The organism is Thiocapsa imhoffii (genome assembly GCF_016583985.1).
Taxonomy (GTDB): Bacteria; Pseudomonadota; Gammaproteobacteria; order Chromatiales; family Chromatiaceae; genus Thiocapsa; species Thiocapsa imhoffii.
In genome coordinates this window covers 316,155-337,280 of the sequence record NZ_NRSD01000001.1, presented here as the reverse complement: position 1 = coordinate 337,280, position 21,126 = coordinate 316,155, and the positions used below count along the sequence as shown (strand labels likewise).

Sequence of the window (21,126 nt, the reverse complement as noted above, 5' to 3'; positions counted from 1 at the left end):
GGAGGACCCGCGTCGGAGCGACACTCAGCCCACGCCATCCGGATGCTCATCGCGCTCGAGAAGATACACGAAGGTCCTCGAGAAGAGTTCGCAATCCCAGATACCGGTGAAGGCGAGCGCCTTGACAGAGACTTTGCGCAGAAGGGTGCCGCGGGTCTTGGGCGCGGTCCAATAGCGGCTCAGACGCAACCCGGCACGCTGGGCCAATTCCAGGATCATGGTCGGCGTGATCCAGGAGACATGTTCGGCATTCGCGATGAAGGTCCCCTCGCGCAGCACGCTCCAAACACTGCCGAGATGGAAGGGGTTGGGCGTCGAGCACAGCACGCATCCGTGCGGCGCCAGATGGCGCATCGCAAACCGCAGCAAGGCGACGGGATTGTCCACATGCTCAATCACGTCGCCGATCACGATCCGCGAAAAGCGCTGTCCCAGATCGGCGGCGCTGGTGGCATCGACGACCCGGATGTCATAGCCACGCGCACGCAACTGCATGACCGGCTCCTCGAGGATATCCACACCCACCACCGAGGATGCGGCGTCGCGGATCAGATTATGACGCCACCTTGGGTCGTCGGCCTGCGCAATGGTGTGCGCGACCACACCGATGTCGAGCACGGATTGATCCCGCACGAATTCCTTGAGAAAGGTCTCGGTCTCACGAATGTGGCCCCGACGTGCCGCGCGTAACTGCTCGCGTAGATACTGGCGAACCCGCGGGTCATTAGGATCAGCGCTCAGTTCGCGCCAATGGCTGATGGGGGCACTCACGCTCCAAGCCTCAATCCGGTCACCTCTTTGCATGCGACAACTCGCGATCGATCATTTCGGACCCCAGCGGGACAGTCAGGATGCCGTGTCATGAGCGGGCCGTGGGGTCTCGAGGGTTACGGCACCCTCGCCCGAGTCTCAGCCTCTGCGCTCAGACCAGAGCGTTGGCCGGAAAACCCGCTCATGGCCGAGACCCGCGGGTTGCGTCAGCGGCTCCAACCAGGGAGGGACATCCGCGCCGATGGCCGGGTTGCGCGCATCCGCGCCAGGGGATCCTGACGATAGAAGGCACGCAACTGCTCATACACACCAGGATACTCCGCGTGCAGCCGCTTGGGCACTTCGAAGAAACTTTCGCTGATCACAGCGAAGAACTCGGCGGGGGACTCCGTCGCGTAAGAGTCGAATGGGGTCGCATCCCCCGCGTCGACACGGTCACAAAGATCCTGGTAGGCCGCCGCAAAGGTATCCGTCCACTGCCGCGGCGACATCTCGGGGTGTAAGGGCGGACAGCCGTTCGCGGCCCCATCACGAAGATCCAACTTATGCACGAATTCATGGATCACGACATTGTACCCATCCCGTTCGCAGCTGGCTGCAACATCCGCCCACGACAGGATGACGGGGCCTTGCTCCCATGCTTCACCACTCTTAGCCTCATGCTCGATCCAGACCACGCCGTCATCGCCGACGACCTCGCGCTCGGGCACGAATTCCTCCGGATAGAGGATCACGGCATACCATCCCGTGAACCAATCGAGCCCGAGTTCCAGGATGGGCAAGCAGGCCTGCAGCGCGATGGCAAGCCGCATCGGATCGGTCAACTCCAGCCCTTGCGCCGGATCGATCCGCTTTTCACGCAGGAACAAGAGGGCAAGGTCCGCGAGTCGACGGGATTCCGCCTCGGTCAGATCAGCAAGCAACGGCAGCGCCTCCCAGACCTGCTCCCAATTATGCGGCGCAATCCGTGCGCGTTCATGCGCGAGCACCCGTCCTTGCCACCAGTTGATCAACCCCCGCATGCTCGTCTCCCCAGCCCACCTGGCCGTGGCGTGCCGAGCGCTCCGAGTGGCGTCGGTTGCGCCGGATCCCACAGCCGGTAGGTGTTATCACACAAGATGACATGTGCCACCAAAGGTCTTGATGAGTGGTTGATCTGGGTCAATGCAGCTGACCAACCGCCCCCCAAGATGATGTCATTCCTCCACGGGCGGTTCCCGTCATCATGACGATGCGCACTGGCTTGATCATCGCGATCCTCATCTTAGGTGGCCTCCTCGTGTGGCTCCTCCAGTGGGCACCACCGGGTCCGGAGCAGCCACATCCGGTGCTCCAGCACCACACCCTGGACCTTGCGGCACCCCCGATCGGGGGCGATTTCGAACTCGACTCCATCGACGGACCGGTCAACTCGGCGGACCTGCGCGGTGACGTCTTGCTCCTCTATTTCGGCTATACCTGGTGCCCGGATATCTGCCCCACCAATCTGGTTCTGATCGCCAACGCACTCACACTCCTGACGCCGGAGGAACGCGACCGCGTTCAGGTTTTCTTCATCAGCGTCGACCCCGAGCGTGACAGCCTGGAAAGACTGGCAGAGTACAGTGGCTATTTCCACCCGCGGATCCGCGGCGTGACCGGGACGCCCGAACAGCTTGCCGAGGTTGCCGCACGCTTTGGCGCCGCCTACCGACGCACCGAACTCACTGACTCGGCCATGGGCTATGTGGTGGATCACTCCGCCTACAGCTACCTCATCGACCCGCATGGTCGTCTGGTCCAGACCCTCGACCATGCCACGCCATCCGTCGAGCTGGCCGATGCTATTCGCACACTCCTCGGCACCGAGACCAGGCCCACGACAACGAGCCCTGAATGAGACCTTCACCTGGAGACTGACACGATGCGCCACAGCACCCGCCACCACCTCGTCCTCGGCGTCCTCGCCCTAGCTGCCCTGGCTCCACCAGCGATTCCGTGGGCGCTCGCAGCCGCGGACCAAGCCACTACCACGCTCGACATCATGGAGCCCTACGCCCGCGCGGTGCCGCCCGGCCAACCCAATAGCGCGGTCTTCATGACCATCGCAAACCACTCCGATCAAGACCAGGCTCTGATTGCCGCCGAGAGTGAGAGCGCGATGACCGTTGAACTCCATACGCATCTCGAAGAGGACGGCATGATGCGCATGCGACAGATCGAGCGGATCGACATTCCGGCAGGCGAACGCGTCGTCTTACAACCCGGCGGCCTGCACCTGATGCTCATTGGGCTTAAGCAACCTCTTGAGGTGGGTGGGATCGTCGATCTCACGCTCGTGTTCGAAGATGGCGAACGTCTTCAAATCCAGGCCCCCGTGCAGCAGCTCGACATGCACCATCGTCACCATTAGCGCGCCCCACACCCCACGGGAGCGAGCACGGCCCGATCGCGACGCTCCGACGCTGCCGGCCCGCCTCCCGGGCCTGGTAAAACCAAAATCGGAACGAGGGGATTGGGTGGGAATCTTCAGCGTCCGGAAGGGTCTTCAGTAAGCCACGATCAGTGCCGCCAACCCGGCGGCGACGCACTGATCACGGGGGCATCCGTTTGACCAATATGCGTAGCTTCTGATATACATCCACGAATCAATTCGTGACTGACCCTGCTGCACGGATCAGTCGGATGACACGACCACGACTCCTGACCCGATTAGGCATCCTCATGGTAAAGAATTGGCTGATAACGATTTCGGTGGCAACTCTCTTAGTGAGCGGCGCGGTGCAAGCCGCTGGGGACCCGCAAGCTGGCGAAGAGAAAGCGAACAGTATCTGTATGGCGTGTCACGGGCCGCAAGGGAACAGCATCGTACCCATTTGGCCGAAACTCGCGGGTCAGCATCCGGAATACATCATCAAGCAACTCAACGACTATCGTGCGGGGAACCGGGCCAACGAACAGATGACGCCGATGGCGATGCCATTGACCGATCAGGAAGTGCTCGATCTCGCCGCCTACTTCGCGCTGCAGGCCAAGACCCCCGGCGAGGCTGATCCTGAACTCGCCACCTTGGGCGAGTCGATCTATCGTTGGGGCAATCCCGAGAGCGGCGTGCCCGCTTGCGGCGGTTGCCACGGCCCAGCGGGCCAAGGTCAGTCCTTGGCAAAATTCCCGCGACTCTCGGGACAGCACGCGGACTACACCAAGCAGACCCTCGAGCATTTCCGCGACAGTCTGCGCGCGAACGATCCCAATGGGATGATGCGTGGTGCGGCGGCACGGCTGACTGACCAGGAAATTGCTGCGGTTTCTCAGTATATCCAAGGTCTGAGCCAGTAACGGATCGCGTCCTCCGGCGCGCATCGCGCCGGTTGAGTGCGCATCAGCCCGCAGCCGATCACGGATCCGGTGGACAACCTCTCCCACGCAGGGCGGCCGGTGCCAGAGTCACCTTCGAGCGACTCCGGCGCGGCCGCTCGCACGGATCACGCTGACGCGCATGCCACCCGAAACTGTCGGGTCAAGCTACTGAGCTATAACGTCCAGGCTGGCATTCGTTCGCGACAGTACAGCGACTATGTCACCAACAGTTGGAAACACATTCTTCCGCATCCTGAGCGCCTCACGAACCTAACGCGGATCGGGCAACTGCTTCATCAGTTCGATTTAGTCGGCTTGCAGGAGGTGGATGCCGGCTCGTTACGCAGTGCCTATGTCGATCAGATCCAATATCTCGCCCGCCACGGTGCCTTCCCGCATTGGTACCGCCAGATCAACCGCAATCTCGGCCCCTTCGCGCAACACAGTAATGGCATTCTCAGCCGGCTGCGGCTGAAACACATCACCGAGCACAAGCTCCCCGGGCTGCCCGGACGGGGCGCCATGCTGGCCGAGATCGAGTTATCCAACCAAGCGACCCTAGCCATCGCCATCGTTCATCTTGCGCTCGGCTCGCGCGCGCGACGCCGCCAGCTCGATTTCTTGGTCGAACTGGCGGACCAACACCCGTATCTCGTGATCATGGGCGATTTCAATTGCGGCTGTGACTCACAAGGGCTGCGGGCCATGGTACGGCGAACGAGCATGCGTGGGCTTGACTGCGAATTGAAAACCTTCCCGAGTTGGCGCCCGACGCACAACCTCGATCACATTCTAATCTCGCAGGAACTGCGCCTCGTCAACGCCAGAGTCGTTGACTATGCCTTATCGGATCACCTGCCACTGAGCATGACGGTCGAACTGCCCGAGGGCCTGTCCTTCGCTGCGCCCGGTGAACCGGCGGCGCAACCGATCGACCACATCGCGGACTAGGCAGACGCCCTGCAGCGGCTCAATCCTGAACGTAGAAAAAGTGCCACGCACGCCCCGTCGCCATCGTCAAGGCGTCGAGCACACCTGGCGTGGGCATGGCCTCGCCCGGAAAGACCTCCTCCACGACAATCAGTCGGCGACCAAATCCACCTTGATGCCGCCAGTCCCAAGACCAAGGTCGCGCGCTCGCACCGCATGCTGGACAGTCGATTGCATGGTCTCCCAACTCCATCGCCGCCGCGACCTGCGCGCGCCACTCAGTTCTCGGCGTCCGACAGCGGGGACAGCGTGGCGCACGCGTGTTGCGTCCATGGCACCACTGGGGTCGCCCCGGATCAGACGGCAATCGAACATGCGTGAAGGGTAGACCCGCAGCCGCATCGGTGGAGACAGCAACCGCGCACCCCACGAAGGAGATCAGGTCCAAAAAGGCGGGGCCGACCATGAAGTCCTGTGCGCGACCCGGCAAGAGACCCTCGATGAAACCGGTCTCCGTCAAGACCCTCACAACCAACGGGCGCTCAGGACAGCAATCCGGCTCCCGTGGGGTGATCACCAAACGGCCAGTATGCATGGACATGCGGATCCGGTGCGCTAGGGCCCTTGTTATAGATCGTCCGTTGAATCATGAAAATCATAGATCAACTCACTGCTCGGCATTTGCAGCGAGTTGCCCTGGATGAAATCTGGCTTACAGTTCCAGACGCGTGCGATCGTCTCCGGATCCTCAATGCCGGCGGCAATCACCGAGGTTCCGCCGGCGCGCAGTTGCTCCACGACCCGAGTTAACTCCGCCTGCTCCGAATTTAAGAGCGTCGCGAAGGAGAGCTTGGCGAGCGACACCGAGAGATCCGACACCAATTCGAGATCAGCGGCAAGACCCGACACATTGGCGATACACACCTGAATGCCATATTTCCTGAGAATCGCCACGATCTTGCGCGTCGCCTCGAGATGCTCACGCACATCGTGAATCTGGAACTGCAGCAGTGGGCGGCGCCGAATCAGGTTCCGCTGCACCATCTGCTCCCGAAACCAGGGCAGCCAATCGCGTGTTGCGATTGATTCAATGGTCTGGTGGATCAGCAACCGTAAACGCGGATGCTTCGAACGGCGTGCATTCATGACATCGAGGGCATTTTCCAACACCCAGCGATCAATCTGGGGCATGAGTCCCGCCCGCTCCGCCACGGGTAAGAAATCGGCCGCCGGGATCTCCTCGCCGTGGGGGGTGCGCAGACGCAACTGCACCTCGTAGAGTTCGCCGACGTTCGTTCCCAACGATACGATCGGTTGGAACATCAAGACTAGACCATCCCCCGTGATGGCATGACGCACGAGATCGCACACCACTTGATCGTAGTCCAAACCGCTCCCGGGCGAGACCAGCGGCTTCCAGAACCGGACCCGATTGCCGCCCTCGTGCTTCGCCTTGAGCAGCGCCGTGCGGCTGCGCGACAGCATGGTGATCGCATCATCCGCCGCCGGGATAAACAACCCGATACCGATGGTGGCGGTGATCGGTATCCGCTGCCCTCCTGCCCGCAGGTTGGTCGCGGCGACGGCCTTCAGGAGGTGTGCGCTCAGGGCATCGAGGTCAGCTTGCTCATCACGGCGCGCCAGCACGACGAACGCGATGTCATCGAATCGCGCCGCGCATTCCTGCGGCTGAAGCTGCTCGGCGAATTGTCCTTGCAACCGCCGCAGCAAGCGCTCCATATTCTGCACTCCCAGCGCTTCCAAGATCTGCTCCGGCCGGTCCAGCTCGATCACCAACAGGCCCGTTCCCTCAGACATCGGTGTCCTGTCATGTACGAGGCGGTCGAGCCGCTGCATGAAGGCCTCCCGCGGCAACACGCCTTGTGGTGCATCATGGCGATCGATCTTGACCCGATGTTCCCTGAGCCATCGCGACATCCGAATGCGGTGTTCGATCGATCCGATTAACTGCTCACGTTTGACCGGCTTGGAGATAAAACTGTCACCACCGACCTTGAGTGCATCAAGTTGCTTGTCCGGATCCGTCTCGGCCGACAGAAAAATCACCGGGGTATCGAAGAATTCCGCGTGATCGCGAATGACAGCGGTCAACTCAGCTCCTGTCGCGCCCGGCAAATAGAGATCCATCAGCACCAAGTCGGGCTGCACCTCTCGCATCCGCTCCATGATCTGCAAGGGTTCATTGACGAGGTGGGGTTGCATCCCTGCGCCGGTCAACAGCAGTTCGATGTACTTCGCCTGCACCAGATCGTCCTCGACCACTAAAATCTTGGGAGCCTTGACCCGCTCGAGTCCGCTACTGGCGATGATGCGTTTCGCCACGTCAATGGGATCAACTGGCGCGGGGAAGTAACCTGCCGCACCGGCACGCATTACTTGCAGACGCGTGTTGATACTGTCCTCCTCGGCAAGACACAAGATCGCGGTCGAGGTGTCCTCTGCCCGCAAACGGGCGATTAAGTCCGTCGGACTCAGATCATCGGTCAAGCATCGTAGATCCAAGATCAGTACCCGTGGCCGCCCTTCAGCCAACCGCCGCTCGATCTCATCGAGATGCTCGAAGGACTCGAGTTTCAAGCCTCTGGGCTGGATTTGAGCCGCGACCCCCATGCACAGGACGGCATCGTCACCGAAGTAGAAGACCTGATTGTCCGTGGTCGTGACCACTGCCTCATTCATGCGCTGTCGTACCTCTTGGATCGGCCTTGGGCTCGCTCCCCCAAGGGCCTAGACGGATGGGCATGGTGCACAGTCGATTCGCCAGGATGACTCATTGAGCGTCTTGAGGGTCTTGCCATGGCCAAAGGATCAACAGCGCAACGGCAAAGGTCAAGCCTAGGCAACCGACCACGCGTTCGATCAGGTTGAAATCCGCCCGGCCTTCCGATAGTTTCCAAGTGCTGCTGGGGGTGCCCGCGATAAACGTCCGTGATCGTTCGACCACCATGTGCCGATCTGATGTCATGACCCGCTAGTCTGGTCATCGTTTCGGCAAGGCGAGGGGCGAATGGTTCGGGGCGCGTCAGGGCTGAGAGAGATCCAGTATCGAACCGGCTCAGAGACTAGAAGCCGGCAAGACGACCGTCCGCGAGTGACCACATGATCCCACCATGGGGACGTGCAGCGCTCAACAAGCGGTCGATATGGATCTTAACCCTTTGAACCTGATCCGGATCATGCCGGCGCAGGAAAGCAGGCCAGGCGGATCCGTCAAACGAGCGTTGTCAGATCGAACCAGCGGCCATCATCGGAGCCATCACTGTGCGAGCCGAACAGGGGGCGCATGCACGACAGATCCGGGCGCGGCAAACCAAGTCGATTCCCCGTGCCGTGCGCCCATGATCGACGACGCATGTTGGCACGGCATCGAGTGCCGCTGACCAGCACGCTGGTCCGACTGAGTGATCGGGCCGGATGTCACGCCTCGCCAGCATTGATCCCTGCAGCCAGTGTCCTCGACCCGCCCAACCACACCGAGGTGTTGGGCGATCTGGACGTCGATCCTGACAGGGCCGTGCGCGTTAACCCGCATCCCTGCTGACCTCGCATCCGCCTGACGTTGATTTAGGAGCTTTCATGAACGCCATCCCCGAGGCCTTCGTTCAGAAGACCGCCGCGCTATCCGATGAAGCCACCCGTCCCTTCCCGAACTCACGCAAAATCTATGTGACCGGATCGCGTCCCGATCTGCGGGTGCCCATGCGTGAGGTCACACTGACCCCAACCCAGACCAAGACGGGGCTGGAAGAGAATCCACCCATCACTCTCTACGACACGTCCGGTCCCTATACGGACCCGCGCGCACGCATCGATCTGCTCGCAGGATTACCCGATCTGCGCGGTGACTGGATCGCGGAGCGGGGCGACACCGAACAACTCAGCGGACCCAGTTCCGCCTTCGGCCAGAGGCGTCAATCCGACCCGCTGCTCGCGCACTTGCGCTTCGCCCATCGGCGCGCACCACGGCGTGCCACACCAGGGCGCAACGTGACCCAGATGCATTACGCTCGCCAGGGCATCATCACCCCGGAGATGGAATTCGTTGCCATCCGCGAGACCCTGCGACTCGATGCCCTGCGCACCGACCCACGCTACACCAAGCTGCTGCGGCAACATCGTGGCGAGGCCTTCGGCGCCAACCTGCCCGAGACCATCACACCCGAGTTCGTTCGTGAAGAAGTCGCGCGCGGACGCGCCATCATCCCAGCCAACATCAACCACCCCGAGCTCGAACCCATGATCATCGGGCGCAATTTCAGGGTGAAGATCAACACCAATATCGGCAACTCGGCCGTCACCTCCTCGATCGAGGAGGAGGTGGAGAAAATGGTCTGGTCCGCCCGTTGGGGCGGTGACACCCTGATGGATCTTTCGACGGGTAAGAACATTCACGAAACCCGTGAGTGGATCCTCCGCAATGCCCCGGTGCCCATCGGCACCGTGCCCATCTATCAGGCACTCGAGAAGGTCGATGGCACACCCGAGGAACTGACCTGGGAGATGTTCCGCGACACCCTGATCGAGCAAGCCGAGCAGGGTGTGGACTACTTCACGATTCATGCCGGAGTGCTCCTGCGTTATGTTCCACTGACGGCTGATCGGCTCACCGGCATCGTCTCGCGCGGCGGCTCGATCATGGCCAAGTGGTGTCTTGCACACCATCAGGAGAATTTTCTTTATACCCATTTCGCCGAGATCTGCGAGATCATGAAGGCCTATGACGTCGCCTTCAGTCTGGGTGACGGGCTGCGGCCCGGCTCGATCGCCGACGCCAACGACGCGGCCCAATTCGCCGAACTCGAAACGCTTGGGGAACTCACCAAATTCGCCTGGGAGCAGGATGTGCAGGTCATGATCGAGGGACCTGGGCATGTGCCGCTGCAGATGATCGAAGAGAATGTGACCAAGGAACTACACGACTGTTTCGAGGCCCCGTTCTACACGCTCGGCCCCTTGATCACCGATATCGCCCCCGCCTACGACCACATCACCTCCGGGATCGGTGCGGCTAATATCGGCTGGTACGGCACCGCGATGCTCTGCTATGTCACCCCCAAGGAACATCTTGGCTTACCCGACAAGCAGGATGTGCGCGACGGCATCGTCACCTATAAGATCGCAGCCCATGGCGCGGATCTCGCCAAGGGCCTGCCAGGTGCCCAAATCCGCGACAACGCCCTCTCGAAGGCCCGCTTCGAATTCCGATGGGAGGATCAGTTCAACCTCTCGCTTGATCCTGATCGCGCACGCGAGTATCACGACCGCACGATGCCGCACGAGTCACATAAGGTCGCGCACTTCTGCTCCATGTGTGGCCCGCATTTCTGTTCCATGAAAATCACCCAGGACGTGCGTGATTATGCGGAGGCACATCGACTTGATGACGTCACGAGTGCGCTCGAGGAAGGCATGAAGGCGAAGGCCAGCGAATTCAGAGAAGAGGGTGGACACATTTATCGACCGATCTGAGTAGGCTGGGAATGCTCCCCGGTGTTCGCCGAGCGCGCGGACATCGGGTCGCCGCGAGCAGGCCGGACATGGCCTGGCGTGATGGAGAATCGAGGAGGACACGCCGCCGCGCGCGGCGCAAATCCGATGCGACAGCGACCTAGGAGCGCCCCCCATGAGGATACGGATCAATCAGCGCGGCGGCACGGCCTGAGTCAAGCGGCTCGCCGGTTCAACCATCAGTCGTCGTATCCCCGCGGATTCTGCGACTGCCAGCGCCAGGCATCGCGCACCATGGCGTCGATGTCGAACTCAGCCTCCCAATCCAACTCGGCCTTCGCCGAAGACGCATCCGCGTAACAGACGGCGATGTCGCCGGGACGCCGGGCCACGATCTCATAGGGAACCGGGCGACCGCTCGCGCGCTCGAAGGCCGCGACCATCTCCAGAACGCTGTAACCACGGCCGGTTCCGAGGTTGTAGGTCACCACGCCGGGCGCCTGCTCCAGCCGACGTAAGGCGGCCAGATGACCACGGGCCAGATCAACGACATGGATGTAGTCGCGCACACCGGTTCCGTCATCTGTTGGGTAGTCATTGCCGAACACGCGCAGACGCGCCAGCTTCCCGACGGCCACCTGCGCGACATAGGGCATCAGGTTATTGGGAATCCCGCTCGGATCCTCACCGATCCGCCCGCTTGGATGCGCGCCAACCGGGTTGAAATAGCGCAGTAGGGCAATGTTCCAAGCGTGATCGGCAACCTGCACATCGCGCAGGATGTCCTCGATGAACAGCTTCGAACGGCCGTAGGGATTGGTGGCGCTGCACGGAAAATCTTCCCGGATCGGGACGCTCCGAGGATCACCATAGACGGTCGCTGACGAGCTGAAGACCAAACTCCGCACCCCCGCTGCCGCCATGGCCTGACAGAGCGTGAGAGTACCGCCGACGTTGTTGTCGTAATAGGCAAGCGGCAAAGCAACCGATTCACCCACGGCCTTCAACCCAGCGAAATGCACCACGGCATCGATCCGAATCTCACGAAACAGGGCATCAAGCGCACCACGATCACGCAGATCGGCTTTCACGAAGTGGAGTGCCGCCCCGGTGAGCTCACCCACGCGGCGCAACGACTCTGCTTTACTGTTGCACAGATTGTCGAGGACAACGACGTCCATGCCCGCGTGCAACATCTCCACGCAGGTGTGGCTCCCGATGTAGCCGGCACCGCCCGTTACGAGAATCCTCATCAACCGCTACCTCCACCTCGCCCGATGCTGTGTCCGGGACAACGATCTCTTGCCGTCGTGCATCCAGACGGCTCCGCGACGCTCAATCCCAGTTCCGAGTGCCCTGGCGGAGGACGATCCGCGCCTCCGATCATGGCCACATCCGCGATGATAGCGCGATTCACCCCGGGCTAGGATCCACCCGCGGACCGAGCGGATGGGCGGGAGGCTAAGCCATCGCGATGCACTCAAAGGGTGCATTTACTGCGACGCTGAACCGAAACCATGCATTGGTCGCACGCGAAGGGGGCGCATGACGCCCGTGCATCGCCTCTAATGCGTCCTCGAACTCCCTTGCGAATCAGACTACTAGTGCTTGTCAGCGGCAACGAGTGCGATGAACGGAGGTGAATTTTAGGGGCGAAAGATGGCGTCATTTATGCTTTATTAGATCGCTGAAGTGCGTGTGACCCTTCGCAACAACGTCGCAGGAAACCGATATGATCGATTCTCTTCGCCAGCTTGGCCTTCAACTCGACAGCACCGGACACTGCACAGACGCACACACTCAAGCGGGCTCCACCGCTGAGCACGCACACCAGCCCACACCGCTGCTCACTCCCGAAGACCGCCAAAAACTGCATCTATACATCAACTTCAAGTTGATCTCCTCGGGACAGAGCGCCTGCGGGACGGCCGGTACGGCCGAGTTCATTGAGATCGCCCATGATCTGCTGTCGAGTTACCGAGAGAAAAACCGCCTCCTAGCGAACTATCTCTGCCCGGTTGATCGACGCATCCAAGATTTTCTCCAACACTATCTCGATGACCTGGAATGGGAGCGGATCCCAGCCCTCCCACACCAGACCTTCATCCTCGACCGACATGGTTTGGCCCGCGAACTCTCCGTTCCGATCGACCGCGATGCCTTTCACTCCAACATCATCTCCAGCTACCGCGTCGCCCAAGGCGTGCTGAACAATCCCGCGAGCGATCGCCGCACAACGGCGGGGTCATTCCATATCGCCGAGGGCGGGCTGCCCATTCCCGGTGACAAGAAGGCCGTACCCAAGATCGTGTTCGCGCGCCTGCTGCAAGCAGCCTTGAATCCGCCTGAAGACCTTCTGGTCATCCCCTTTACAGCTGATCAGGAGCAGCCGGCGCGGATGTTCGTGTCGCTCCTGCTGCGGCCCCCGATCTGTCCCGAGATTCCCGGCATCCAACCGGAGAAGAACATGGAGATCCGCTTCTTCGCGCCGGGCAATTTGGTCTCGAATCTGGATTTCGTCGAAAGCATCTTCGGGAACGGAGGGAATCCTTATCTCGCCGATTTCGATGCTGCTCTGGATGTCGATCACTGGTCCGGACACACCGGATGCGTCCTGCTCGCCCCCCATTTGACCACCTTGACCAAACAGGAGCTGGGGCTTCCCCACTGGGATCAGGCCACCGAGCGTCAGCGTACCGACGGCATGTGCTGGCGCGACCCAGCGGAGCGCTATAACGATGGAACGCCGTTTAAACTCACCGCACGTGACGCGTCGGGCGTGATCTTCACCCTGATCACCGATAACTATTACGGCTACTGCAAAAAAGAGGTCAAAACCCAGATCAGCTTCGCCGCAAACCTCTATGGCATGGCCGAAGAGGAGCACGCCGGCGGCGCACTGGCTTTTCCTCGGTTCAACCATGGCGAGGAATTCGGAGTCGATCCCGCGACCCGCGAACCCGGCTACGACTTTGCCGACACGGTGGCACGCTTCGGTGAACTCATGGAATTGCAGCCGCAAGGCTACGGCATCGACAAGCGTTATCCCCAAGTCATCTATGTGCCACAAGACCTGCGTATGGACCTGCGCACCCAACGCATCGCCTGGACACAGGATGGCGTCGCTCAGAGCATCCGCCTGCAGCCGAATCGGATTTATGTCCAACCAAACGGCTATAAGATCGAGATGCAAAAGCATCCGGGCGCGCCCTCCTGGCGGCTCATCGGCACCAAGCCCGAGGGCACCTTCTGCCACAAACCCTGTACCGTTTCGGGAGGTGGGAAGTCGGAGATCTCCAAGTCGTTGGACGACGCGGTGCTCTACGGCCCCATCTTCGTCGACGATCTGAGCCAGGATCTCGATCGCGTCGAGGAGATCTGCGCACGTGATTACACGGATCGATTTCGGCCCGGCTTCGAACACGAGGACCATGATGCCGGGCGCAAGATCCTCTCTTCGGAGCGCAGCCTGGGCTCCGTGATCAAATTGTTGACACCCTCGCCGAGTCATACCTGGGAATACAACACCTGGTTGCATTCCATCCCACCCCGGCTGCTCGCACTGGTCTTCATGATCAAACGCTTCTATCAGCCAAGCTGGGGCGATGCCTGGCGCAAGCACTTCTCCGTCGACGAGATCGACGGTGCGCCGGGGCACGAACTGAAAGTCTTCGGGCGACGGATCGTCGCCTCCTATCTGCGTGTTGGTTTCGATCAGGCGGAGAAATGGCGCACCTTCAAGCTGCGCCAGGATTTTATCGCCGCGGAGAAGATCCAGATGGAAGACGACATCACCACGTCCGTCGTTGTACCACCCGCGCAGGTGCCCGGTCGGCATCCGACACCGCCAGAAACGGAGCACAGCATCAAGCTCATCCGCAACTGTGAGTATCGGCTGTTCCAGCGCCCGGACGACGCCATCATCCCGGGTTTTGATAAACAGACCGAGCGTGAGTTAGCCCAGCACGGCAACTTCATGGCCAACTACGAGCCCCTCGGTGGTCCAGCATTGGCCGCCATCCTCGAGGACGTCCCCACCCTCTCGACCTTTACGGCACCCATGCGACAGCGGCTTGAGCAGGCCGCACGTGACCAGGTCCTGGTGGTGTCATCGGCGCATCCGAAGCTGGTGAATGGGCAGCCGACGAAGAACCCGCGCTACCTTCAGATCCGTCCTGACCTCGTCAATCCGGTGCGCAAATACGTCGCTGAAATCGGTGCTCGGTTCCATCGCAAACTCCCACTGCAGATCCCACTCGCGACCCCGGTGGACGCGGTGCTGGTGGGGCGACGGAATAACCCACCCGAGCCGGGCATCCGCCCGCTTGCGGTCTACAACCCGATCCACTACCAGGAGTTGCCGGAACTCTTCATGGATTTCGTGTGTTCCCTGACCGGCAAGTCTCCCTCGACAACCGGCGCGGGGAGCGAGGGCGCACTGACCAAAGCGCCCTTCAATGCGCTCAATCCAACGGCCGATCTCAATAACGCACTCGTCTCCTTCATCCTCACCGGCTTCGCCGGCTTCTCCAGTTCCGCCGGTCATATCGGGACCAACGTCAGAGTCGCGCACGACATCTCATTATTGATCCCGGAGATCTGGGCCCGTTTGACCGAGCAAGAACGTGACCCGGGGTATCTGATCGAGAACGGTTATTTGGAAGCACTGGAGGATTTTGAATACGACGGTCGCACCGTGCTCGCCAGTCGTCTCGGCTATCGCATCACCGACCGCTTCGTCGCGCACTTCATGGGGAAGATCTTCGACAACCCCAGCGCCGTCTTCACCGAGGCGATCTTGCGTCCCGAGTCGCAGGATCTCGCGGTGTTCGTCGACGGGATCGAGAACATCTGCGAGGCACAGCAACGTGTTGCCCGGCGCTATCTGGAGGACGGCAGCATTGCGGAGGCCTGCCCACCGCTCGCTGCACTCATCCACATCATGGCGGAGGGCCACGATCATGGCCGGACCATTCAGGACCCGGCCATCCGCGGGCTCTTCACACGCGAGGCCCTGATGAGTTCGGACTGGTACCGCGAACGTTTGGAGGTGAAGCAGCAGCGCGATCTCCAACTAGCCAACCGTCTCGTATTGAATCTCCAGCAGTTCCTGGACCTGCGCCATTATGCTGACGAAGCGGCGCGACTCGATGCGACAACCCGACTGCAACGCGCCCAAGACCAGTTGGCGCGCGTGCGTGATCCGGCCTACCTCGAATCACTCGTCGGCACCATCGGAGCAGACCCCTTACAGCCGGCACGCAGCGTTCAGCCCGCAGCGCAGCGGGAGGCCGCCTGAACAGAGCGAGCAGGCCCATGCGCACCGACATCAGGGAGATCCGACGCTGAGTCCACTGCCGGGCGGGTCGCCGATCCAAACCTATCTAGACGCCCTGCACCGGCGTCTCGCACCCCTACGTGAGGGTTTGGTCGCGGCCTATATTCCCGAACTCGCGCATGCCGACCCGGCCTGGTTCGGCATCGCCATCGCCACGGTGGACGGTCATCTCTACAGCGTCGGCGACACCGCGCAATGCGCCACCATTCAATCCATCTCCAAGCCATTCGTCTATGGCATGGCGCTCGCGGAGCAGGGTGTTGAGCGGGTGCTGGCCAAGGTGGGCGTCGAACCTACGGGCGAGGCCTTCAATTCCATCAGCCTGGAGCCCGATACCGGGCGGCCGCTGAACCCCATGATCAATGCCGGCGCCATCGCGGTCAGCGCCATGATCGCGGGAACGGACGCCGCCGATGGGGAACGCCGCATCATGGCGATGTTCGAACGCTACACCGGGCGCACGATGGCAGTGGACGAGCGCGTCTATGCCTCCGAAGCTCGCACCGGACACCGCAATCGTGCCCTCGCCCATCTGATGCGCAACTTCGACATCATCACCGGCGATCCCGAGCCCGGGCTCGATCTCTATTTCCGGCAGTGTTCGGTGTTGGTGGATTGTCGCGATCTCGCGATCATGGGGGCAACCCTCGCAAACGACGGGGTCAACCCGCTCACCGGCGCGCGCGCGCTCGCCGCGCCAGACGTCGCGCGGGTGCTCGCGGTGATGACCTCCTGCGGCATGTATGACTTCTCAGGTGGTTGGATCTATCGGGTCGGGATGCCGGCGAAGAGCGGCGTCGCGGGTGGAATCATCGCCGTGCTCCCGGGCCAGATGGGCATTGCCGTCTTTTCACCACCACTCGACTCGCGCGGGAACAGTGTGCGTGGCATCCGCGTCTGCGAAGAGATCTCGGCCGACTTCGCTCTACACCTCTTTCACACCCCGAGAGCGACCGCCGCGTCCATCATTCGCTCGCGATCCGATGGGACCGAGCTCCGCTCCAGCCGACGTCGACGGCGGTCCGAACGCACCCGGCTGCGGGCGCGCGGCGCACGGGTGCGCCTTTATGAACTCCAAGGCGAACTGAATCTCGGCGCCACCGAATCCCTAGTCCATGACGTCTTGCGAGAACGCGCTGCATTCGAGATCCTGATCCTCGACTTGACCCGCGTCGTCGGTCTCGATCAGGCCGCCGCGCGACTGCTCAGCGAACTCGCGCACGACCTTCAGTCACACGAACGCACCCTCCTCCTGCCCGGCGGCCATCATCAGCCGCCGCTCGTGCACGCGCTGGCGGAGGTATCCTCTGAGACCGGGTCGCCTGGGCCATTGCGCTTCACGGAGCGCGACCAGGCGCTCGAGTGGGCGGAAGATCAACTCCTCGGACGCGCGCTTCAGGATCCTGTCACGGAAACACCCCTGATCGAGAATGATCTGTGCGAAACCCTGGACGCGAACGCGCGCGATCAACTGATCACGATCGCCGAACGGCTGGATTGCGTTGCTGGACAAGTGGTCTATCATCCAGGCGATCCGGCCGATGCACTCTTCCTGATCGCCCGTGGTCAGTTCCAGATCCAATCCACCGCAAGCGCGCGGATCCCGCTTCGATGCGCAACGCTGGGACCGGGTCTGGTCTTTGGCGATCTGCCGCTCGCGACCGGTCGATCACGCGATCATACGGTTATCGCCTTGAATGATCGCGCAGCATGCTGGCGTATTCCCTATCGCGCGATCGCCCCTGAGCTCAAGGTGCAGTTGCTCGCGAGCCTCGCCACGCGTCTTGCCGAACGACTAACGGAAGGATCAGGCGCTGGCGAACCAACCCCTGATGGAGGTGACTTTGAAGGGTGAATATGTGCGAACCCATTCCGGATTCCGCCACTGGGTCACGGCCGATGGAGCCCCGGGACCAAGCGGTGAGGGCGGTTTCCAGGCTGCCCCGGGGCGTTATCATCTCTATGTGTCCTACGCCTGTCCTTGGGCGCATCGCACCCTCATCGTCCGCGCCTTGAAAGGCTTGCAAGACGGTATCGGGATCTCGGTTGTCCACCCCGTGATGCCGGAACAGAGTTGGACCTTCGACGCCTACCCCGGCGCGACCGGCGACCGCGTGCAGGGCCTGGCGACACTCGGCGAACTCTATCGCCAGGTCGATCCGAACTTCGACGGAGTGGTCACGGTTCCCGTGCTCTATGACACCCAACGGCGGACCATCGTCAACAACGAATCATCCGAGATCATCCGCATGCTCAACCAGGCCTTCAATGCCTGGGGCAACGCCGACCTCGATCTCTATCCAGCGCAGCGACAAAGCGAGATCGACGCCATCAATCAGGAGATCTACGAACAGATCAACAACGGCGTGTACCGGGCTGGATTCGCGACCACCCAAGCCGCCTATGAGGTCGCTTTCGACGCCCTGTTCGCCGCGCTGGATCGGCTCGAACAGCGTCTGGATCAACAACGCTATTTGCTCGGCCCGACCTGGACCGAGGCGGACTGGCGCCTCTTTCCCACCTTAGTGCGCTTTGACGCCGTCTATCATGGCCACTTCAAGTGCAACCAGCGACGGCTGATGGATTACCCCAACCTCTGGGCCTACACCCGGGACCTCTACCAAGTCCCGGGGATCGCCGAGACGGTGCACCTGGATCACATCAAAACCCACTACTATGCCAGCCATCCGCAACTGAACCCGTCGGGAATCGTGCCCAAGGGTCCCGAGCTCGATTTCGGGCAGCCCCATGGTCGTGCAGAGCATCCCGGATGAGCGCGCATCCCTCGCCCAGCGACCGGCCGGACCGATGACATCATTGGGCGTTTGGTGATTGCGCCCAACGCTGGACCACTTCCGTCATCCCCGAACCTGGGATTCCCCGACCCGGCCCCTCCGCACCCCGTTCGCCATCATCAGACCTTGGTGCGCGGTGTCAGTTGACAGATGACCAGTGCCCTTCTATACCCAATCTAAGCGTCACGTTTAAACCCGCAGAAAATCGGGTGAGACCGAATTCGGATGCCGCGCGCGTCGCCGCAAAGGGTGGGCTAGGGACATGCCAAAAAATATCGTGTTGTTGTCGGATGGGACGGGCAATCACGGCGGGGTCGGACACGAGAGCAATGTTTGGCGTCTCGACCGGGCGATCGCGCGTCAGGACGGTCAAATCTGTTGCTATGGCGACGGCGTCGGCTCGCAGGACTTCAAACCCCTCAGGGCCGCCGCAGGCGCTTTCGGGATCGGCTTGAGCCGCAATGTCCGCGAACTCTATGGATTTCTGATTCGCCACTGGGAACCAGGTGACCGGATCTATCTGTTCGGGTTCAGTCGTGGCGCCTTCACTGTGCGTCTGCTCACAGGGCTCATCGTCCATTGCGGGATTCCCGACCTCGGTGCCATCGACTCCGAAAATGCGTTCAATCGCGTCGTGCGCCTTGCCTATTGTGCCTATCGACGCCACCACGATGCCCCTCAGTTCACCGAGAACTTCAGAACGCATCATGGTCGCCAACACGCTGATGACACCAACTCCGGCAAGATCTCAGTTCATTTCGTTGGGATCTGGGACACGGTCGACGCCATCGGCATGCCCTTTGACGAGTTGCGTGAGGCCTTCGATCGGGTCATGCATCTCAGTTTCCGGGATCGCGTGCTGAGCCACAGTGTCACTCATGGCTGTCATGCCCTGGCGATCGATGATGCCCGCAAGACCTTTCATCCGGTCATGTGGGACGAGCGTCTAGAGCCCGATCTGGATTGCGAGCCAGACGCGCGACGGATTCAACAGGTCTGGTTCGCCGGCGCCCATGCGAATGTCGGTGGCGGCTATCCTAAGCCGCAAATGGCACTGGTCTCGTTGGCCTGGATGATTGAGCGGGTGCGTGCATGCGACCAACGCAGCATCGCCAACCCATCCGAGCGGCTCGTGTTCGATCCGGTCATACTCGAATCCATCGCACGAGCGGCCGATCCCCATGGTCGTCTCTACGACTCACGTGTGGGTCTTGGTGCCATCTATCGCTATGCACCACGCGACCTGGAGAAACTGCGACAGGATTACACACCGGGCGCACTCCACCTGCATCCCTCCGTCCTTGCCCGGCTCGAACAGGCAACTGACCGCTATGCTCCACATCAGCTGCCGAGTTGCGCCATGTCATCCCACGCACTCGCGAGCCGTCTCGTCGCAACCGATGGATGGCGCACGGCCATGCAGGCCTGTTGGACCCTGACATGGATGCGTCAACTCATCTACTACGTGCTGCTCCTGAGCCTAATGGTGCTGATGTTGCACGCGGTCACGATGTGGCCACTCGCCGACCTCCTGCCACCGAACCTGCTCCCGGCCGATCATTACCAGATCGGGCGTCCAGGTGGACTCGAAGATGCCTTGAAGAGCAACTGGACACTCTGGGTCCCGCTTCTACTGATCCCGCTGATGCTCGGTGCCCGTCAAGTCCTCAAAGCGCGGCAACACGAGTTTGCCAGCGCTGGCTGGGCATGTCTCAACTCGGATCATCGCCCGCACGGACAAGACCTGCTGAAACACATCTCATCTTCGAGCATCCTCAAGATCGCGACGCGCATCCGCACAGCGCGCACGGTGAATCTGCTCGCTGAGATCACCCACGGCGCCATCGTCCGCGTGCTGTCCGCCATCGCCTACCCGATCCTGCGCGGCGGTGCTTACCTCCATTCAGCCTGGTGTATACCGTGCCCATGGCATACCAGTCTCGCCAAGCCGATCCGACTCGCTCAGGGCGAGGCACGCAGCCTGGTATTCGAGACGAATGAGTTTTCCTTCAAGACGGGAATTGAGTTCGCCGCCGGCGAGCGTTACGCGATCGAGGTTGAACACGCTTCCGGATGGCGCGACGCACACCATGAGGCGACACCTTGCGGCCTCTGCAACCAGCCGCCACGTCTCGTCCAGCTGGCGACGCCACTGCTCCGGGATCCTCACCAACCCATCTTCATGCTGCTCGCCAGGGTTGGCCGATCGCGTCCACAACCGATCGGACACGGCACAGAGATCAAGTCGCGGCACCGGGGCATGCTCGAACTTTTCGTCAACGACGCCGACCTGCGCATCCCCATGCTTCGCGACCTCTTCTACTGCAACAATCACGGCATCGCGCGGATCCGCGTCGAACACCTGCCAGACGAAGCACCAGGCTGGTCCCGCGAAACCATACCCGGCCACACGTGCGCGAAGGAGCGGTAAGCGATTCCGTGGCCTCCGTCCTGCCTTCACGGGGCGACCCAGCAGGCGCCCGA

Annotated in this window: 14 protein-coding genes; 9 read left to right on the top strand and 5 right to left on the bottom strand. The window is 61.5% G+C overall.

What is annotated here, in order from left to right:
• Positions 1 to 24 precede the first annotated feature (24 nt).
• Together CKO25_RS01460 and CKO25_RS01455 are read right to left on the bottom strand one after the other, a co-directional pair.
• Entirely contained in the window at positions 25 to 771 is a 747-nt protein-coding gene (locus CKO25_RS01460; RefSeq protein WP_200386112.1) for a methyltransferase domain-containing protein, read from the bottom strand.
• 206 nt (positions 772 to 977) lie between these two features.
• The gene (locus CKO25_RS01455; RefSeq protein WP_200386111.1) at positions 978 to 1,793 is read right to left on the bottom strand and encodes a M90 family metallopeptidase; all 816 of its coding nucleotides are present in this window, start codon (positions 1,791 to 1,793) and stop codon (positions 978 to 980) included.
• A 203-nt stretch (positions 1,794 to 1,996) separates the two neighbouring features.
• On the opposite strand from CKO25_RS01455, the gene CKO25_RS01450 reads away from it, so the two are divergent.
• From CKO25_RS01450 to CKO25_RS01435, 4 genes are all read left to right on the top strand, one after another.
• The gene (locus CKO25_RS01450; protein WP_338115040.1) at positions 1,997 to 2,650 is read left to right on the top strand and encodes an SCO family protein; all 654 of its coding nucleotides are present in this window, start codon (positions 1,997 to 1,999) and stop codon (positions 2,648 to 2,650) included.
• 24 nt (positions 2,651 to 2,674) lie between these two features.
• The gene (locus CKO25_RS01445; protein WP_200386110.1) at positions 2,675 to 3,163 is read left to right on the top strand and encodes a copper chaperone PCu(A)C; all 489 of its coding nucleotides are present in this window, start codon (positions 2,675 to 2,677) and stop codon (positions 3,161 to 3,163) included.
• Between the two features lie 311 nt (positions 3,164 to 3,474).
• The gene (locus CKO25_RS01440) at positions 3,475 to 4,089 is read left to right on the top strand and encodes a c-type cytochrome (protein WP_200386328.1); all 615 of its coding nucleotides are present in this window, start codon (positions 3,475 to 3,477) and stop codon (positions 4,087 to 4,089) included.
• 189 nt (positions 4,090 to 4,278) lie between these two features.
• Positions 4,279 to 5,061: an endonuclease/exonuclease/phosphatase family protein gene (locus CKO25_RS01435; protein WP_200386327.1), complete on the top strand. Its 783-nt coding sequence runs from the start codon at positions 4,279 to 4,281 to the stop codon at positions 5,059 to 5,061.
• A 19-nt stretch (positions 5,062 to 5,080) separates the two neighbouring features.
• Here the strand turns inward: CKO25_RS01435 and CKO25_RS01430 are convergent, their stop codons facing one another.
• Together CKO25_RS01430 and CKO25_RS01425 are read right to left on the bottom strand one after the other, a co-directional pair.
• Positions 5,081 to 5,635, bottom strand: a complete 555-nt coding sequence (locus tag CKO25_RS01430; RefSeq protein WP_200386109.1) for a hypothetical protein — start codon at positions 5,633 to 5,635, stop codon at positions 5,081 to 5,083.
• 32 nt (positions 5,636 to 5,667) lie between these two features.
• Positions 5,668 to 7,740, bottom strand: a complete 2,073-nt coding sequence (locus CKO25_RS01425; RefSeq protein WP_200386108.1) for an EAL domain-containing response regulator — start codon at positions 7,738 to 7,740, stop codon at positions 5,668 to 5,670.
• Between the two features lie 897 nt (positions 7,741 to 8,637).
• On the opposite strand from CKO25_RS01425, the gene thiC reads away from it, so the two are divergent.
• Positions 8,638 to 10,530, top strand: a complete 1,893-nt coding sequence (gene thiC / locus CKO25_RS01420) for a phosphomethylpyrimidine synthase ThiC (protein ID WP_200386107.1) — start codon at positions 8,638 to 8,640, stop codon at positions 10,528 to 10,530.
• Between the two features lie 218 nt (positions 10,531 to 10,748).
• Here thiC and galE read toward each other — a convergent pair whose 3' ends face one another.
• Positions 10,749 to 11,762 (bottom strand): UDP-glucose 4-epimerase GalE, encoded by a 1,014-nt coding sequence (gene galE / locus CKO25_RS01415; protein ID WP_200386106.1) that lies wholly within the window; start codon positions 11,760 to 11,762, stop codon positions 10,749 to 10,751.
• Positions 11,763 to 12,241: 479 nt separating this feature from the next.
• Here galE and CKO25_RS01410 point away from each other — a divergent pair, with 479 nt between their 5' ends.
• From CKO25_RS01410 to CKO25_RS01395, 4 genes are all read left to right on the top strand, one after another.
• A complete protein-coding gene (locus tag CKO25_RS01410; RefSeq protein ID WP_242467263.1) occupies positions 12,242 to 15,808 on the top strand; it encodes a PPi-type phosphoenolpyruvate carboxykinase family protein in 3,567 nt (1,188 codons plus the stop codon).
• Positions 15,708 to 17,702: a glutaminase A gene (gene glsA / locus CKO25_RS01405; protein WP_338115039.1), complete on the top strand. Its 1,995-nt coding sequence runs from the start codon at positions 15,708 to 15,710 to the stop codon at positions 17,700 to 17,702. Before CKO25_RS01410 ends, glsA begins: the two co-directional genes overlap by 101 nt.
• A complete protein-coding gene (locus CKO25_RS01400) occupies positions 17,680 to 18,621 on the top strand; it encodes a glutathione S-transferase family protein (protein WP_200386105.1) in 942 nt (313 codons plus the stop codon). The genes glsA and CKO25_RS01400 overlap by 23 nt, the downstream gene beginning before the upstream one ends.
• Before the next feature lie 283 nt (positions 18,622 to 18,904).
• Positions 18,905 to 21,073: a T6SS phospholipase effector Tle1-like catalytic domain-containing protein gene (locus CKO25_RS01395; protein WP_200386104.1), complete on the top strand. Its 2,169-nt coding sequence runs from the start codon at positions 18,905 to 18,907 to the stop codon at positions 21,071 to 21,073.
• The last annotated feature ends 53 nt before the right edge of the window (positions 21,074 to 21,126 follow it).

Coding starts and splice junctions, on each gene's coding strand:
- CKO25_RS01430 (WP_200386109.1), bottom strand. CDS start 5,635: ATGCATACTGGCCGTTTGGTGATCACCCCACGGGAGCCGGATTGCTGT.
- galE (WP_200386106.1), bottom strand. CDS start 11,762: ATGAGGATTCTCGTAACGGGCGGTGCCGGCTACATCGGGAGCCACACC.
- CKO25_RS01440 (WP_200386328.1), top strand. CDS start 3,475: ATGGTAAAGAATTGGCTGATAACGATTTCGGTGGCAACTCTCTTAGTG.
- CKO25_RS01450 (WP_338115040.1), top strand. CDS start 1,997: ATGACGATGCGCACTGGCTTGATCATCGCGATCCTCATCTTAGGTGGC.
- thiC (WP_200386107.1), top strand. CDS start 8,638: ATGAACGCCATCCCCGAGGCCTTCGTTCAGAAGACCGCCGCGCTATCC.
- CKO25_RS01400 (WP_200386105.1), top strand. CDS start 17,680: ATGGAGGTGACTTTGAAGGGTGAATATGTGCGAACCCATTCCGGATTC.
- CKO25_RS01425 (WP_200386108.1), bottom strand. CDS start 7,740: ATGAATGAGGCAGTGGTCACGACCACGGACAATCAGGTCTTCTACTTC.
- CKO25_RS01395 (WP_200386104.1), top strand. CDS start 18,905: ATGCCAAAAAATATCGTGTTGTTGTCGGATGGGACGGGCAATCACGGC.
- CKO25_RS01445 (WP_200386110.1), top strand. CDS start 2,675: ATGCGCCACAGCACCCGCCACCACCTCGTCCTCGGCGTCCTCGCCCTA.
- CKO25_RS01410 (WP_242467263.1), top strand. CDS start 12,242: ATGATCGATTCTCTTCGCCAGCTTGGCCTTCAACTCGACAGCACCGGA.
- CKO25_RS01455 (WP_200386111.1), bottom strand. CDS start 1,793: ATGCGGGGGTTGATCAACTGGTGGCAAGGACGGGTGCTCGCGCATGAA.